General features: G+C 45.6%; 10 protein-coding genes and 1 tRNA gene. 3 read left to right on the top strand and 8 right to left on the bottom strand.

Annotated elements, in window-relative coordinates; translation table 11 throughout:
* Positions 1-17: 17 nt before the first annotated feature.
* Together H8S84_RS07005 and H8S84_RS07000 are read right to left on the bottom strand one after the other, a co-directional pair.
* Positions 18-1379 (bottom strand): hypothetical protein, encoded by a 1362-nt coding sequence (locus H8S84_RS07005; RefSeq protein WP_187066515.1) that lies wholly within the window; start codon positions 1377-1379, stop codon positions 18-20.
* Positions 1380-1406: 27 nt separating this feature from the next.
* A complete protein-coding gene (locus H8S84_RS07000; protein WP_187066514.1) occupies positions 1407-2165 on the bottom strand; it encodes an ABC transporter ATP-binding protein in 759 nt (252 codons plus the stop codon).
* A gap of 347 nt (positions 2166-2512) precedes the next feature.
* Between H8S84_RS07000 and H8S84_RS06995 the strand changes: the two genes are divergently transcribed.
* Positions 2513-2594 (top strand) — tRNA-Leu (locus H8S84_RS06995).
* 442 nt (positions 2595-3036) lie between these two features.
* Here H8S84_RS06995 and H8S84_RS06990 read toward each other — a convergent pair.
* The 5 genes from H8S84_RS06990 to H8S84_RS06970 all read right to left on the bottom strand — a co-directional run bounded on the left by H8S84_RS06990 (position 3037) and on the right by H8S84_RS06970 (position 11392).
* On the bottom strand, positions 3037-4608 hold the full coding sequence (locus H8S84_RS06990) for an NFACT RNA binding domain-containing protein (protein ID WP_187066513.1): 1572 nt from the start codon (positions 4606-4608) through the stop codon (positions 3037-3039).
* A 155-nt stretch (positions 4609-4763) separates the two neighbouring features.
* The gene (locus tag H8S84_RS06985; protein WP_187066512.1) at positions 4764-5525 is read right to left on the bottom strand and encodes an MBL fold metallo-hydrolase; all 762 of its coding nucleotides are present in this window, start codon (positions 5523-5525) and stop codon (positions 4764-4766) included.
* Positions 5522-5797, bottom strand: a complete 276-nt coding sequence (locus H8S84_RS06980; protein WP_187066511.1) for a hypothetical protein — start codon at positions 5795-5797, stop codon at positions 5522-5524. The genes H8S84_RS06985 and H8S84_RS06980 overlap by 4 nt, the downstream gene beginning before the upstream one ends.
* Entirely contained in the window at positions 5798-6175 is a 378-nt protein-coding gene (locus H8S84_RS06975) for a response regulator (protein WP_187066510.1), read from the bottom strand.
* 9 nt (positions 6176-6184) lie between these two features.
* Positions 6185-11392: a PAS domain S-box protein gene (locus H8S84_RS06970; RefSeq protein WP_187066509.1), complete on the bottom strand. Its 5208-nt coding sequence runs from the start codon at positions 11390-11392 to the stop codon at positions 6185-6187.
* Positions 11393-11574: 182 nt separating this feature from the next.
* On the opposite strand from H8S84_RS06970, the gene H8S84_RS06965 reads away from it, so the two are divergent.
* The gene (locus H8S84_RS06965; protein ID WP_187066508.1) at positions 11575-12663 is read left to right on the top strand and encodes a glycosyltransferase; all 1089 of its coding nucleotides are present in this window, start codon (positions 11575-11577) and stop codon (positions 12661-12663) included.
* Positions 12651-13574, top strand: a complete 924-nt coding sequence (miaA, locus tag H8S84_RS06960; protein ID WP_187066507.1) for a tRNA (adenosine(37)-N6)-dimethylallyltransferase MiaA — start codon at positions 12651-12653, stop codon at positions 13572-13574. Before H8S84_RS06965 ends, miaA begins: the two co-directional genes overlap by 13 nt.
* A 101-nt stretch (positions 13575-13675) precedes the next feature.
* Here the strand turns inward: miaA and tamL are convergent, their stop codons facing one another.
* Positions 13676-16048, bottom strand: a complete 2373-nt coding sequence (tamL, locus tag H8S84_RS06955; RefSeq protein ID WP_187066506.1) for a translocation and assembly module lipoprotein TamL — start codon at positions 16046-16048, stop codon at positions 13676-13678.
* Positions 16049-16088: the final 40 nt, after the last annotated feature.

Raw genomic sequence — 16088 nt, 5'->3', positions numbered from 1 at the left:
GGGGCTTATACTTTATACTATGCCTCTGCTTTAAAGAGTGTCTCGAAGAGTTTATACTTGTACGTAGGGTATTCTTTTAGCACAGCTACCAGTGCAAAGAACATTATTCCGATCAGTACCGGGTAAATCAGGTAAAGCACTGGGTGCAGCAAAGGCAAAAACAGCATCGCATAAATCGCTATACCCAGAAAATTGTAGAAGTATGACGACTTGGCCTCAAAGCTAAATAAGCCTCCCTTTATCGCTTTCGGGCTTATGATGGAGATAATGATGCCAAAAGGTGTAAGCAACAGCACAGAACCTATGTAAAGCGCCACTATAAACAACGCATTTGCATGGTTAAAGAACGTCACATACAAGGCTGTGAGTACGGCATCCATTAACAGAGGCACACGCAGGGGCAATAGGCTGGCTTTCACAAAATCGACGTAATTGCCACTGCTGCGCTCTATCGAGAGCCACAGGTTCTTGTAAAAGCCCCATGCGTTGTTAAACACATAGCTATAGATGATCATAGGTCCGACGAAAATCCACATTACTACATTCTTGTCGAAGATATGTGTTCCGGTTTTGTAAGCCGAGAAAGCATCCACAGCTAGGAAAAAGCCTTTGAAAACCAGGCCGAATAGAATCATCTGCTTGGCTAGTTTATGATTTTTGAACAGGCGCCATCCCAGGCTTCGTCTGGCATTGCTGCTGTACGATACCTCACGTCGCTTTGGCTCTGCGGCAGCAAGTTCTACAAAAAAGTTAGCGGCTATCAGAAAGCCCAAACTGGCCAAATGCACGATCAGGTAAAGCCATTCGTCGGAGGCGGTAAACATAGGCACGCGCGCCTGAAGTGCTACAAAGCCACCCGCCAGCACCGCAGCAGACAGAAAGTTCATGCTCAGCCAGCGCATGCGCCGCTCTACAAACACCTGCAGCGAACGCAGCGTTACATGTGCTGTAAACATCACCAACAGGCTTTGCAGCAGGTGCAGAAACGTGTACTCCGGCGACATCAGGAAAAGTAGTATCAGGAAGTTTACAAGTATAAAGTAGAACGGAGACACCAACTCCACTACAAACTCGATCCAGAACTTTTGCAATGCCCTAACCGGGTAAATACGCTGTATAATATTAACCTTAGGAATATAAGCCGGGAAGAAACCGCGAAGTATAATAATAGCCAGCAGGAACAGGTTAGCGTACTGCAACACCTGCTGCACACTTGGGTTGATACCACCTAAATGCGCTTTCTGAAGTAAAAAGGAGAAAAGCCAGGCATAGAAAGCAGAGCCAACTATACCCAGTGCCAGCAACAGCACGCGCTGTAGCTTCTTTTGTCTGAAGAAGCTGGCAAGGCGGGCACGGCACGAAAATATGATTAAATCCATCAAATTCTATTAAGCGTCTAAACTACCTTAGCTAAGCATCCAGTCGATGTTCGATTCGGTGTTGTGATGAGGCAGCAACAGCTGGAACAGAGCCTGGTCTATCAGGTTTTCGCCGTTCATGGTAAACTCCTGCACTGAGCCATTGTACATCAGTTGGCCGTCGTTAAGCACACCAATATGGGTGGCTACCTTCTCAACATAGTTTAGGTCATGAGACGAGATAAGCACCACTCTGCCTGGCGTGCTGTAGTTGCGGATCAGGTTTACGAGCAGTTGCGCCGCAATCGGGTCAAGCCCTGTAAAAGGCTCGTCCAGGATAAGGACGCTGGGCTTATGAAGTATAGCAGCGGCTATACCTACTTTCTTCTTCATACCAGTAGAGTAGCCGGCAATGTTCTTGTGCAGCGATTCTTTATCGGTGAAAAAGTAGTTTGTAAGACTAGTGATGCGCTCTGTAGCTTCTGTGGTAGGTATTTTATACAGCTTGGCAATAAAGTTTAGATACTCCAGACCTGTAAACTCCTCAATCAGAGGGTTATCTTCGCAGAGAGCCCCAACAATTTGCTTTACCTCAAATGCGTTCTGGTGGTAATCTTTACCATATAAGGTAATGGTGCCGCTATCAGGCTGAATAAGATCAAGAATACAGTTTAAGAAAGTGCTTTTGCCAACACCATTCTTCCCCAACAGGCAATAGCAATGCCCTTGCTCTATGGTAATGTTCAGGTCCTGTAGCACCTGTTTCCTCCCGAAAGCCTTTGTTAGTCCTTTGATCTCTAAGCTCATATACCTTTGAAACTAAATTGCCAATACCCTAATACCCAAACAATTGTATTTTAATAAAGTTAAGGGTTAGCTACATATTGTCCTAATTATTCATGCAAAAGCATTCGGATCGGGATGTTATGCAGATAATTAGTAGCTGTTACTTGTATTCTGAACAAGCAGTAAGCCTAAGATGGTTTCTGAAATCAAGAATAAACCAATATTATTTTATAAAGAAAAGTTAAGTTGTTGATAATCTTGTTAATGAATGACTGATGGCATGTAATATGAGCTGAAGAAGCAAAGCAAATAAGGCGATTCTTGCATATTTCGGAGCAGCTCTTTACTTTTGTATCCACCTTTTACCTGCGCACGTGGTGAAATTGGTAGACACGCCATCTTGAGGGGGTGGTGCCTTCGGGTGTGGGAGTTCGAATCTCCCCGTGCGCACTCTACTTTTCCTATCTCCTCTTATACTTCTTCCTGCTTCTTTAGAGATCAGCATCTACTGATTTTTAGTAATCCGTTGTATAAAGCTGCCTCAACTGCTTTTGCAGCTAAACTGTTTTGGCTACCTGAGTATAGAATCCGCCTGTAATCTAATTGCGGTCAGTTCAGTGTATTAATAAAGAACTCTTGTCATCTCGAATATGCCTGAGACGGGAGTCGAAAGGGACCAGCGTAGCTGTATGAGATCTATTCAAAACTAGTACAAGAGTATTTTATTAAGATCTCTCACGCTGTCCGAGATGAAAGTGGATACTTCTGTTCGATGGCATAAATTAAAGCGGCTAGAGGCCGTAGGATAGTGCACACTCGCTAGAGGCGAGTGAGGGCTGAAAGGAAAATGGAACAGTACTTATGCGCAGAATACCAAAGTATAAGCTAAACTCTACCTAATCCGCTCAAAAGGGTTCTCAGGCTTTACAAGTATAACTTTCTCACGTTCTACCACCACCGCGCCGGGGGCAGCACCTTTAGGTTTTCGCACCCATTTTTTAGGTGTGTATAGTACAGGGCAAAGCGAGTCGGATTTGCGTTTACTGTAGAAGGCTGCCAGTTGGGCTGCTTTTTCGAGCACGGTGGCAGGTATGGTTTTGCCTGCCTGGTATTTTACCACCACATGCGAGCCCGACACATCCTTAGCATGCAGCCAAAGGTCTTCTTTGTAAGTATGGCGTTGAGTGAGTTCGTCGTTGTTCTTGGCGCTTTTTCCTACCAGTATTTTATAACCTTCTGTTTCAAAAACGCGGAAAGGTGCTTCCTGCATTGCCTGTTGCTTTGTGGTTAGCAGCGGGGCATGCTCCCGCAGAAATACCTTTAACTTTTTGTAATCATCTGCTTCCGAAAGCGCTTTCAGGGCATCCTCCAAAATTATAGCCTCCTCCAGTTTACGCTCTACCTTTTCTTCCAGTTGCTGTACCTCAACATGCTGGTTCTTAGCTTTGCGGTATAGGCGCTCTGCAAACTTCTGGGGCGTTTCGCCTTCCTTTAGTTTATAAGTACGGTTTTGGTCGGTGTAAAAGTCGTACAGTTCTACCTCTGTGGCACGTGGCGGAATATTGGTGAGGTTAGCCATTATCACGTCGGCTGTTTGTGAGTAGGACTTATTATGCCTTAGCTCATTCACCTTGGCTCCCGACTGTTCTAGCACTGTTTGCGTTACATGCAGCTTCCGCTCCAGCTGTTGTTTTGCCTGGGTGTATTGCCGCTCGTAACCCGTTTCAGATAAGTATAAACGGGTATAGGCATTTAGCGCCTCTAACGGGCTAGTGTAAGTATAAACTACCTCGCCGAGTGGCAGCAGTGAAAGGCGTAACTTTTCTTCTAGGCGGATAATGTAATATGATGCAGGAGCCTCTAAGACATCGAGTAAGTTTTGCGCCAGCTCCCACTTTTGATCCAGAGAGTGCTGTTCGTACTGCTGCTGTGCCAGGTATAAAGCCGGCAGTTCTCCGAAGGTAGGGTATACTTTCCGTATATTTCCGTTTGCAGCTGCAAAGGCATCATAATTCTGCTGCAAAGGCCGATGCATCTGAAGCGGGTTCAGATCAGCGTCGGCAAAAAGTTTTTTGCGGAACAGCTCTACCGGCTCCTCATGCTGATAAAGTATGATGTTAGAACGGTTACCAAACAGCTTGAACAGCAGCAAAAAGCCATCAGATAATTTAAGGAAGAAGCTGCGTTCGTTCTGGTGCTGCACTACCTCCTCCACGGTTTGTCCCTGCATCGGCTCCATTAATTCCATGGTGTTGGCCCGGGCTCTTTTAAAATCAGAAGGGAAGGAGAGAGAGGTAAACTGCGAGGTAAGCAAGGCACGAATATAGAATTCCTCCCCATCCCCAGCAAAACCCAACACAAGCTCACCTTTATTCTGCGTAAAAGCCGTAACAGCCTTCATGCCGATCAGTTTGTGGCCGAGTTCAGTGGTTAACTGGCGAAGAAAGTAGTAGTTTAAATGCACCTTATTAGAATTACGAATTACGAATTACGAATTACGAATTACGAATTACGAATTACGAATTACATTTCCTTAAGCAACAAAGCCAGCTGCAAGTATAAATTCCTGCATCTAAATTCTAACTCGGCACTAAGAACTCAGAACTCGTAACTCCAGACTTATACTTCAATCTGCAGGCCATCGTAGGCGAGGTGAATAAAATCGGGCAACTGGGGTTCTACCTCGCGGTGCTGGCCTAGCAGGTGGCTGATATGCGTAAGATAGGCCTGCTCTGGTTGCAGTTCTTCCAGCAGGTCAACCGCCTCGTGCAGGGAGAAGTGGGAGATGTGCGGTTCTTTACGCAAGGCATTCAGCACAATTACTTTTGATCCTTTTATTTTTTCCTTCTCTTCGTGGTTGATGTGGTTGGCATCGGTGATGTAGGTAAAATCGCCTACCCGGAAGCCTAAAACCGGAAGTTTGTAATGCAGCACACGAATAGGCGTAAAAGGAACTCCCTCTACCTTAAAAGGCTCGTTCTGGATGGGATTAAGCTCTACACGCGGTATGCCCGGATACTTGTAATCAGCAAAGATGTAGGCGAATTCCCGCTGCAACTGGTCCAGTACGCGTTGCTCACCAAAAATAGGAATGTCTTTGTTCTGAGAGAAGTTATAGGCGCGGATATCGTCAAGGCCGGCAGTGTGGTCTTTGTGCTCGTGTGTAAACACAAGGGCATCCAAAGTTTTGATGCGCTCACGCAGTACCTGCTGTCTGAAGTCAGGGCCGGAGTCGATGATAATGCTTTTGCCGTCTACCTGCAGGTGCACAGACACACGCAGGCGCTTGTCGCGGTAATCTACAGAGCGGCACACCTCGCAACTGCACCCTATTACTGGTACGCCCTGCGAGGTGCCCGTGCCTAAAAATGTTACTTTCAATTGGCTTTCTCCTGATTTCGGATGTCGAGATAGAGTTGCCGGTTTTTTTCGCTCAGTCGGTTTTCGTCCACTGAAATAGTACGGAGGATATCATAGAGGCAGTTGATCTTGCCCTCCAGGCTGAAATACTTATTTACCACAGCCACTTTCATATCCTTCAGCACACAGTAGCCGGCTTTAAAATTGCCTTTTTCGTAGCGCAGCACAAAATCCGACTCTGCAAAAATATCCTCCAGTTTGTTTAAGAATGGCCGCGTGTACTTTAGCTCCATTTACTCAGCCGTATACTTCTTAACGGTTAGTACCAATGCATCAAAATCCAGTGGCTTTGGCAGGTAATCATTAATGCCAGCCTCCTTGAAATCCTCCATAGAGTAGTTGTTGGCGTTACCTGTTACAGCAATTATCGGAATGTTTGCAATTTGCTTGTCCTGGTGCGCACGAATTTCGCGGGTACAGTCCATACCGTTTTTTACAGGTATGTTCAGGTCCATCAGAATTGCGTCGATCTTGTTACTCTCTACTTGCTTTAACACCTCACCACCGTTCTTAGCAGTCAGTATTTTGTAGTTCTGAAGCTCAAGGATCTTTTTTGTCAGGTTCAGGATCACAGAGCTGTCCTCTGCGATCAGGATCGTTTTTTCTGCCATAAGAGTAAATTAGATAATAATTTCTTTATATGCTTTTCGATAATTTTCATATTGTACCAGCAGCTCTGCAAACATATCATCCACAGTATCAAATTTATCGTGTTTGATCTCGTGCTCGAGTTGCTTAGCCAGTTCAGCAAGCGGATTAATACCTAGCGTAAAGCCGGTTCCCTTAAGCTGATGCAATGTACTCAAAATACTCTTGTATTGTTGTGCCTGCAGTTCTTTTTTAGCCTCCTCCAGCAATTCAGCGGCCTCCTGCTCAAATTCTGTATACAGTTGCTTGGTAAAATCCTCTCCGCCTATCTGCTTCAGCTGCTCTACAACCTGGCTATCAATAATAGGTAAGTCTGCTGCCGTGCCCCCTTCTTCTATAGCTTCTGTGTCTGCAACTTTTGGCGTTTCCTTCCATTTGCTGATAGTGGCATAAAGGTCGGCGCTTTTCACAGGTTTAGACACGTAGTCGTCCATGCCCTGGTTCATAAACTTTTCAGCGTCGTCCTTCATAGAGTAAGCTGTCATGGCCACGATAGGCGGGCAGTTGCTGCCAAGCTTTTCTTTGATGTGCTTTGTAGCCGTCACGCCGTCCATCTGTGGCATCTGGATGTCCATAAAGATGATATCGTAAGACCTGGACGTAGCATAGTCTATTGCCTCATAGCCGTTAGATGCCACATCGATCTCACAGCCTAAACGTTCCAGTTGCTTTTGGGCCACCTTCTGGTTTATCTGGTTATCATCAACAAGCAGCACTATTGGTTTATAGTCCAGTACTTTTTGCTCTACGTCCATCAACTGCTGGCGGCTATGGTGCTCTTTTATCTCTGCTTCGTTGGCTTTGCGTACCGTAATGTAGAACCAGAACACGCTGCCATCGCCAGGTAAAGATTCCACACCAATGTCACCTCCAAGCAAATGGGTTAGTTGTTTAGATATGGCTAATCCCAGGCCGGTTCCTCCAAACGTTTTGGTGGAGGAATTATCTAATTGCGTAAAGTCGGTAAAGAGCAAAGCCTGGTTTTCAGGAGAAATACCTATACCGGAATCTTTTACTCTAACCAATATCTTGTACTTATCAAATCTCAGCCACTCGCTTTCCACGGTTATACTTACCGCACCGGAGTTTGTAAATTTAATAGCGTTAGAAGTAAGGTTTGAAAGGATCTGCAGCAACCTTGTTTCGTCAGTAACAACATAACGAGGTGTTTGCTCAGAAATCTCATACGTAAAAGTCAAATCCTTTTGCTGTGCCCTGTTTGCAAACAGCGAGTGTATCTTTCCAATAGTTTCGTGCAGGTCAACGCTGTTTTCGCTTACAGCCAGTTTGCCAGCCTGCATTTTAGAAAGATCCAGGATATCATTAAGTATGGCCAGTAATGCATCAGACGACTTACGCAGTGTATCGATGTATTCGCTCTGTTCCGGGTCTATGTTCATCTGGCTCAGCAAATCGATCATGCCAATAATGCCGTTCATCGGCGTGCGCAACTCGTGGCTCATGTTAGCCAGGAACTGTGTCTTCACCTTCAGCAGGTTTTCGGCTTCCTCTTTCGCGGCAAGTAATTCTTTTTGAGTGCGCTTTAATTCGGAAACATCTCGGGCAACACCCTCCATGGCTATCGGGTTTCCTTCGGCATCATACGCAAGGCGGCTGTCGATGAGCAGGTTGATGTTAGTGCCGTTCTTGCCCAGCATGTCCACTTCATAATCGCGTATGCTTTCGTGTTCCAGCACCAGGCGCTTCAGCTCACTGAAATCTTCCTGATTGGCATAAAACGATTTAACATTCTTGCCGATCACTTCTGTTTCACGGTAACCTAGCAAGTTGTACACAGATGGGCTGATGAGTTCTATCTCGCCATCCATGGTGGTGCGGTAGTACACATCCTGAAAAGACTCGAACACATGTCGGAACTTCTCCTCATTTTCGGCCAGCGCCAACTGAGACTTTTTCTTATCTGTAATATCCAGAGCTATACCTGAAATCTCCTCGAAGGTACCATTGTCCAGGTAGATAGGGTGCAGGTATACTTCACGCCAACTCTCAGGCTGCAGTAAATGTACTTCAAAGTGCTGAGGCTCGCCCTCAAATGCCAGTTCATACTTTTCTTTCCAGAAGTCATAGGAGTTTCGGTGCAGTGGAAGCATATTCTCACTGTCGATCTTAGTGAAAGGCACCAGCCTGTGATCTGCCCCTTGCTCAAAGCTTTGGGCAAAGTTTCGGTTGAAAGATGTGAGTTCGTAGTGGCGATTAAGCGACCACATGTGGTGCGTGCCACTTTCGAAGATAGCATTCAGACGCGCATTCTGTGTGTTTATCTGCTCCTCGTTTCGTTTACGCTCAATAGCAAGTGCCACCTGGTTCGAGATAAAGTGAAGTATCTCAATATCTGTATGCACGTAAGCCTCTGGGTTCTGATAATCTTGTAATGTAATAACTCCAATAATCCTGTCGCCGATAGCAAGCGGAGAGCAAAGCATTACTTCTGGAATGGCGCCGTGTATCTTCAGGTTTTCCTCTTCGGCAAGTTTTATCAGGTCGGCCTTTTGCATATACAGTGGTTTGCCCGACTGTATAATGTACTCTGATAAACCTTTTGTAAAAGGCCTTTCTTTTGGTGCTCTGCCGGTTTTCTCAACGTATTGGTCCACCAGGTATGCAAAGTGCAGCGTCCTCCGCTCATCGTCGCAAAGCGCGATGTATATGTTGCGGGTTTCGATGATCTTACTTAGCTCCCGATGTATGGCAGAGTACAGAGAGTTAAGGTCTTTACTGCTGATGGCCAGATTGGCTATGCTATAGTATACTTTCTGCAATCGTTCTGCCTTGATGCGGTCTGTGATATCATGCAAAATACCGCGGGTAGCTACCGGTTGCCCATCCTGCCAGCTGCAGGTTATACTTCCGATAAGGTGCACCGGCTTGCCTGCCTTGGTTAGAAAAACTGTTTCTATCTTATTTACATTCTCACCCTTATACAGATTCCGCAACTGGTAAATCAGCTTCGCCTTGTAGTATGGATGTACAATGTCATTCAGTGTCAGCGTCTCAATGTCTTCATCTGTATATCCCAGACGCTCTTTCCAGGCACGGTTTACGAAAATGAATTTATTGTCAACTGAAATATTCTGGATGAGGTCATGGGCATTGTCGAAGAGGTCCTGCAGGCGTATTTTATTATCCTTTAGAGCCTCCATGGCGATGCGCTTATCAGTCATATCCTTACCGACAATAGTTAATCCGATCAGTTCGCCATCAGCATTGTACTCAAACATGCTGTTCCAACGGATAGTCTTTGTCTGGCCAGTCTTGGAGATAACGTCGCGTTCGTAATACGTATTCAGTTGCCGTGACTGTAGGGTGGCAAGGTACTCTGCTCTGCGCTGCTCCCTGTCGTGCTCCGTTACCAGCAACTCAAAATAATCCTGACCGATCAGTTCTTCACGGCTATACTCAATATACTTTAAAAAGTAATCATTGGCATAGGTAATGTAGCCGTTTACATCCAAGCTGAAGTATATCAGGTTTACTTTATCAAGGAAGTTGCGAAACTGAGCCATCGACTCATTCAGGATTTCCTGGCGCCGCATGGCCTGCTGCACCTGGTTGCGCTGTGTTGTATCGCGCATGAAGCCCTGCACATAGTACTGCCCATCTATCTGCAGGCGGTTCGCATTAATTTCAGTGTCAAGCTCAGTGCCATCTTTCCTACGGTGCTTCCATTCAAAAGTAATGGGCCTGCCAGTACTTAGTACTTCTTGTATGATCTGCTCTCCTTTAACATCTGAGCGGCTTCCGTCCGGCTGAAAGGCAGGGGAAAATTCAACAGGAGAGTGATTTATCAGATCTTCGCGGGTACACCTGAAAAACTCCAGCGCCTTCTCGTTACATTCTTTTACTACGCCATCCTGTAACAGCACAATTGCGTCATAAGAGGCTTCGAACAACAATTTATACTTGTCCTCTGAGAGTGTGAGTTGGTGCAGGAGTCTGTGCCTGGAGATATAGTTGCCTATGGCGCTGCCGATAAAATCAAGCAAGGCAGCGAAAGACTGCGTCATGTGCGCTTCATCGCCGGGCCATATTAAAATAAGCGCAAGCAGTTCTGTATCTGTTGTGATAGGTACAACTGTCAGGTCTTTGTGTAAGGCCTTCTTCAGAAATGCGCGTGTGTCAGTAATTGCTTTGCGTTTTTCGCTTTTAAGTATACTGTTTACCAGTGCTGCGGGCAGTTTTTGTGTTTCTGGTAATCCCTCAGGGCTTGCTTCCCCTGCTGAGTATGACAGCTGGAGCAGCCCCTCATCCTGGCTGAAAGTAAAAACTGCACCTCCGGTTACATCACTTTTGTCAATCAGCTCGTCCAGTGTGGTGTTTAGAACATCATGTTGGCTGTCGGAGGAGGATAAGTTGGTGATAAGTGTGTTTACAAACTCCAACTGGTGGTTACGAAACCGGATATCTTGTTCTGCATCAATAACCTCATATAGGTTTTTAACATAGCCAAACACAACAGGCTCATCGCGAAAGCTGCCTGCCTGCAAAGAAATTTCAACTGGTAAAAGCTCATTGTTTTCTTCGTGCAGCCACCACTCAAATCGTTGGGTAGTGCCGGTAATTGCCAAATTAATCTGGTTTCTAAGGGCAACTCGTTCAAATAGGTTTAAGCCAAAGTTGCGGTAGATAGAAGCACCCAAAAGCTCCTCCTTCGACTTATGAATCATCCTGAGTGCGCTCTGGTTCAGGTCGATGAAATTGCCGCTGCAGTCAAGTATAAAAAGCGGTTCTACGCTGCTCTCAAAAATGTTGTGGTAGCTGTCTCCGTCCACAGGAATAAGGGTAGAGGGCTGCCCTACGCCAGTTAGTTCTGCGCATACAAAATCCTGCTCCTGATACCTTACCAGTTTAATGCTGTAATGATAGGTGTTGCGCGCGGCTCCTGTTGCTGCCTGGAAGTTTCCGGAAACAATCTGGTTTAGCCTCAACTCTTCCATTACCCCTTGAAAAGCAGAATCTTCCATGGCTAACAGGTTATGCAGCTGTTCAGAAGCAGCAGAAACATATTTTTGTACCTGTGCATCTTTAGCCAAAATTTGTCCACTAGGTAAAGCAACCAGTAACCCATTATTAGGATTGGTAAGCTGCGCAAGCACCCCAAGTAAACTGTTGGCTATCTGTATAATTCTGGAGTCAGGGGTAATGGTAGGTATATATGGCATTTGAGAAAATATGCTATGTTAGTTAAAGTGTATTTACGCTTTGCGCCGCACTCTAGTATTAATTTTACAAATTGCGTTATAAATTAGCAAATAAACACTGCTAAAGTAGCACGCTGCTGTACATAAACATTTGTTGGCTGCTCTTAGTGCTACACAGGCTTAAATAGTTAATACTGCCCCGCATGAAGAAACTTTTGTTTGCCGTTACCACCGACCTCAACCACGACCAACGGATGCAGCGTATCTGCACTTCGCTGGTCCAACAGGGGTATGATGTGGAGTTGGTGGGCAGGCAGAAGCAAGATTCTAAGCCGCTGGTGCCGCAGCCTTACCAGCAGCACCGCCTGCAATGCCGTTATAACAAGGGCAAACTGTTTTATCTGGAGTATATGCTTCGGCTATACTTTTACCTCAATAGCCGCACCTACGATGCCCTTTGCGCCATCGACTTAGATACGGCGCTGCCTGTTTACTTTCAGGCAAAGAAGAAACGGGTGCCTTTTGTTTACGATGCCCACGAATATTTTCCGGAAGTAATAGAGGTAACAGATCGCAAAACGGTAAAAGCAGCCTGGACGGCAATTGAAAGGTTTGTTGTAACACGTACCAAACATGCTTATACTGTAACACAGTCTATTGCAGACATTTTTAAAAGGAAGTATAAAACTGAGTTTGAGGTAATCAGAAACGTACCAGTGCTATGGCAATTTGAGCCAACCGAAAAAGCACCCGCCACTATACTTTACCAGGGAGCTGTAAATGCCGGTCGGGGCCTGGAGCCGCTGCTGGAGGCTATGGTAGGTTTGGATGCGAAGCTGATCATATGCGGAACCGGTGATGTTTTCGACAACCTGATAAAGTTAAGAAGCGAACTTGGGTTAGAAGACAAAGTTGAGCTTGAAGGGCAGGTGCTACCACAGGACCTGCTGCATATTACCAGAAACTGCAGGGTAGGTGTGATGCTCTTGGAAAACAAGGGCCTCAGCTATTACTATTCGCTGGCAAACAAATTCTTCGATTACATACATGCCGGCGTACCGCAACTGGTTATAGATTTTCCGGAATATGTAGCACTAAACAACGAGTATAAAGTAGGATTACTCACCAGCCTTAATGTGGAGGAGATACGTGAGAAGTTGAATCTGCTTTTGACAGATGAAGCGTTGTACCAGGAACTGGTAGCGAATTGTGAGCAGGCAAAAAAGGAGCTGAACTGGCAGCACGAAGAACAAAAGCTGTTTAGTTTTTACAGAGGATTATGGCAAGTATAAACAAGCAGAAGCACCTGGTAGTGGTGGTAGGGCCTACAGCTGTAGGTAAAACCGACCTGTGCGTGCAACTGGCAAAGCATTATCATACAGATATTATCTCAGCCGACTCCAGGCAGTTTTTCAGGGAGATGAGTGTGGGTACTGCCAAGCCTACTCCATCAGAGCAGCAAGGGGTAAAGCACTACTTCATCGACTCGCATAGTATAACTGAAGAGTATAATGCCGGTGCTTACGAAACGGATGTGCTGCAACTACTGGAGGAGCTTTTTAAAGAGCATAATGTAGTGTTGATGACCGGGGGCTCAGGCTTGTATGTAAGGGCTGTGCTGGAAGGGATGGATGAAATGCCTGACGTTGATCCTGCTATCCGGGAGAAACTAATTAAGCAGGTTGAGGCAGAGGGAATTGCACCGCTGTTGGAGAAGCTTCAAGAGTTGGACCCTGTATACTTTGCCCAGGTTGATAAAGCTAATACACAACGGGTTGTAAGGGCACTGGAAGTATGCCTTAGCAGCGGTCAGCCATACTCCTCATTTCGGACAAGCGAAAAGCAGGAGAGGCCCTTCAATATCATCAAAATTGGCCTCAACCGCGACAGGGCAGAGCTTTACAGCCGCATAGACCAACGCATGGATCAGATGCTGGAGCAGGGACTTTTGGCTGAAGCAAAGTCGCTTTACTCTTACCGTCAGCACAACGCTTTGCAAACAGTAGGCTACAAAGAGATTTTCGATTACCTGGAGGGGAAGTATAACTGGGAGGAAGCCGTAAGATTGCTTAAACGAAATAGCCGCCGCTACGCCAAACGCCAGCTTACCTGGTTCACCAAGCACCCGGATGAGTATACCTGGTTTCATCCGCAGCAGTGGGATAAGATAGTTGCGTTTATTAATGAGCGAATGAATAGGTGAGTAAATGAATGACGTAACAGGATCAACAGAAATACTAAGCAACTGCTACCTGCTTTCCATGTGATCTACAAATAACCTATTCAATAACCACTCATTCAAAATTAGAAAGGATACCCTATAGCAATATTTAGCACCATGCCATAGTCGCCGCTGAAGCTGCCATTAAAATCACTAAGCACAAAGCGCTCTCCTTTGGGTAAGTATGGTACCCGTACAGGTATACCAAGGTCAAGCCTGATGACGAAGAACTCAACATCTATTCGTAAACCAAAACCTGTTCCGACGGCCAATTCACTGATTATATTTCCTGCCTCAAATTTGCCTCCAGGGCGTACAATCTCTCCGCTTTCATCAAGTGTGTTGCGCAGCAGCCAAATATTACCTGCGTCTACAAAAACAGCGCCTTTGAAAAAGCCAGCAATCGGAAAGCGGTATTCTATGTTTGATTCTATCCTGATGTCGCCGGTCTGGTCGAAGTATGAAAGTGCACGGCTGGTGGTGTCGTTAAAAGTACCTGGGCCAACACTGCGGGCTCTGAAAGCCCTTATACTATTAGGGCCGCCAACAGAAAACTGTTTCACAAACGGTAGGGTAGAGGAGTTACCGTAAGAGTAGCCTACCCCCGTTGACAAGCGCGTTACCAACTGGCTTTCTTCTCCTATATTCAAGTAGTGTCTGAAATCGTTATCCACTAGTACATATTGAGCGAAAGCTTGCCCAATTAACGTGCGTGGCTCATCATCTGTTGGTTTCGTGGAGCCAGTAAGCGAGGAAAGTCCGCTGATCAGGTTGCCTGACAGGTCCAGTGTCAGCCTATCAAAGAAGGTGTTTGTACGGTCTTCATACATTTGCGTACTGAAAGTGGTCTGATAGATGGAACCGATGATAAACTGATTTTCAAAGCTGCGGCGCAAGTATGGGTTTACCCTTAACAGACTATCAAAAACCTCTGAGCTGTTTACACGCACATACTGCAGGTTTATTGGCGTGGCATCAAAAGTAAGAATTTGTTTTGGGCGCCAACTGTAGCCGTACGAAGCGTTATAAGAATTCAGCTGGTAAAAATTAGTCCTGTTCAGGAAGTTAAAACCCAAGCCAATACGTGTTTTGGGTACAAACTCCGTTCTCAGGTTTCTCAGCTGAAAAGGAGATACTATTCTGGGTAATGTGAGGGTAGTCTGCACCCCTAGTTCATAGGAAGAAAGGTTACTGTTTTGTGCACTTGTTTCATTATTCTCCTGCCTGCCCGAACCGCCTCCTCCAACCTGTGATTCCAGGTTGCCTGTAAATTCTACGTTCAATAATTCAGATCCTTTAAAGGCGTTTCTATTATTGAAAGACACAGTAAGTCCGGGCCCTGCAAATCCATTTGATTTGGTTACCATCTTCAACTCTGCCCTTAACGACTTCTTCAAAGCAGGTGTTAAGAATACAAAAGCATCCAGTTTGTCATTATTCAAGGTGTCGATCTGGTAGTCGATGTTCACAAATTTATAGGCAGATAAACCAGAGAGTCGTTTAATCGTGAGCAGGTGATCTTCGCGGCTATAGAGGCTATCCTGCTCCAGGAACATCCCGCGCAATAAATGCTTTGCCTTTACATAGTTCTCATTCGGAATGTAATGATACCCGTTTACACTAATTGTATCTCTCACTGCAAGACTGTCTCCGAGAGAGTACTCGGCATTGATATAAATATCATCTAAAGTATAAGGACGAAGGGCTTTGGCAGATGCTGCATTTTTAATACGGAGCAGTACATCCACCTGCCGGTTACCAACGGTGGAATCGACACTGAAAATGAGAAGTTCCGGACTGAAGAAGTAGTAGCCTCTTTTTTTGAGAACTGCATCTATTCGAACCCGCTCTTGTGTTAAAGTAGTAAGGTCGTAAGGCTCAGTTGAGCGTAGCAAAGACTCATCCTGCTCTTGTTCAATGGCCTGATGCACTGGCAGGGAGTCCTGCAGGGTATACTCAACTTTATGTATCCGGTATGGCTCGCCAACCCAAGCGGTCCAGTTAATAATGGCTTTCTTGTTATTTACTTCTGTAGTGCTATTTACCCTGTTGTTAAAGTAACCCCTGTTGTGCAACCTGTTGCTCATAATCTGGCTTATACTGCTTGTATCTACCTGCGACATAAGCACAGGAGGCTCTCCTAGTTTAGTCATAATCCAGTGGCTAATGCCTTTTTCTTTCTCCGTATAAAAGGCATTGTATATGGAAAGCTTTGGCCGCCATCCAAGTATAGAAAGGTTTGGTTTGGGACGCACGGTTGCACTTAACTCTGTTTCCAGTTCTCCCGCGCGGTTGCTGCTATCGTCTTTGCCATTTACCTTCACATTGTAGCCCACAAACAATGCATCGTTTTTGGGTACTGTTTTGGTTACGCTGCACCCTGTGCAAAGCAGTAGTATAAATACTGCTAAGAACCAATATTTACTTAAAAGATACCTCACAGGCTCTTGTGTCATTGTTGTGTGTTGTTCGGTTTATACTTTTTCCTTTAGTGGC

Origin of the sequence: Pontibacter cellulosilyticus (genome assembly GCF_014306105.1) — a bacterium.
Lineage (GTDB): Bacteria > Bacteroidota > Bacteroidia > Cytophagales > Hymenobacteraceae > Pontibacter > Pontibacter cellulosilyticus.
The sequence above is the reverse complement of the archived record's forward strand: the minus strand, read 5'-3'. Positions and strand labels throughout refer to the sequence as shown.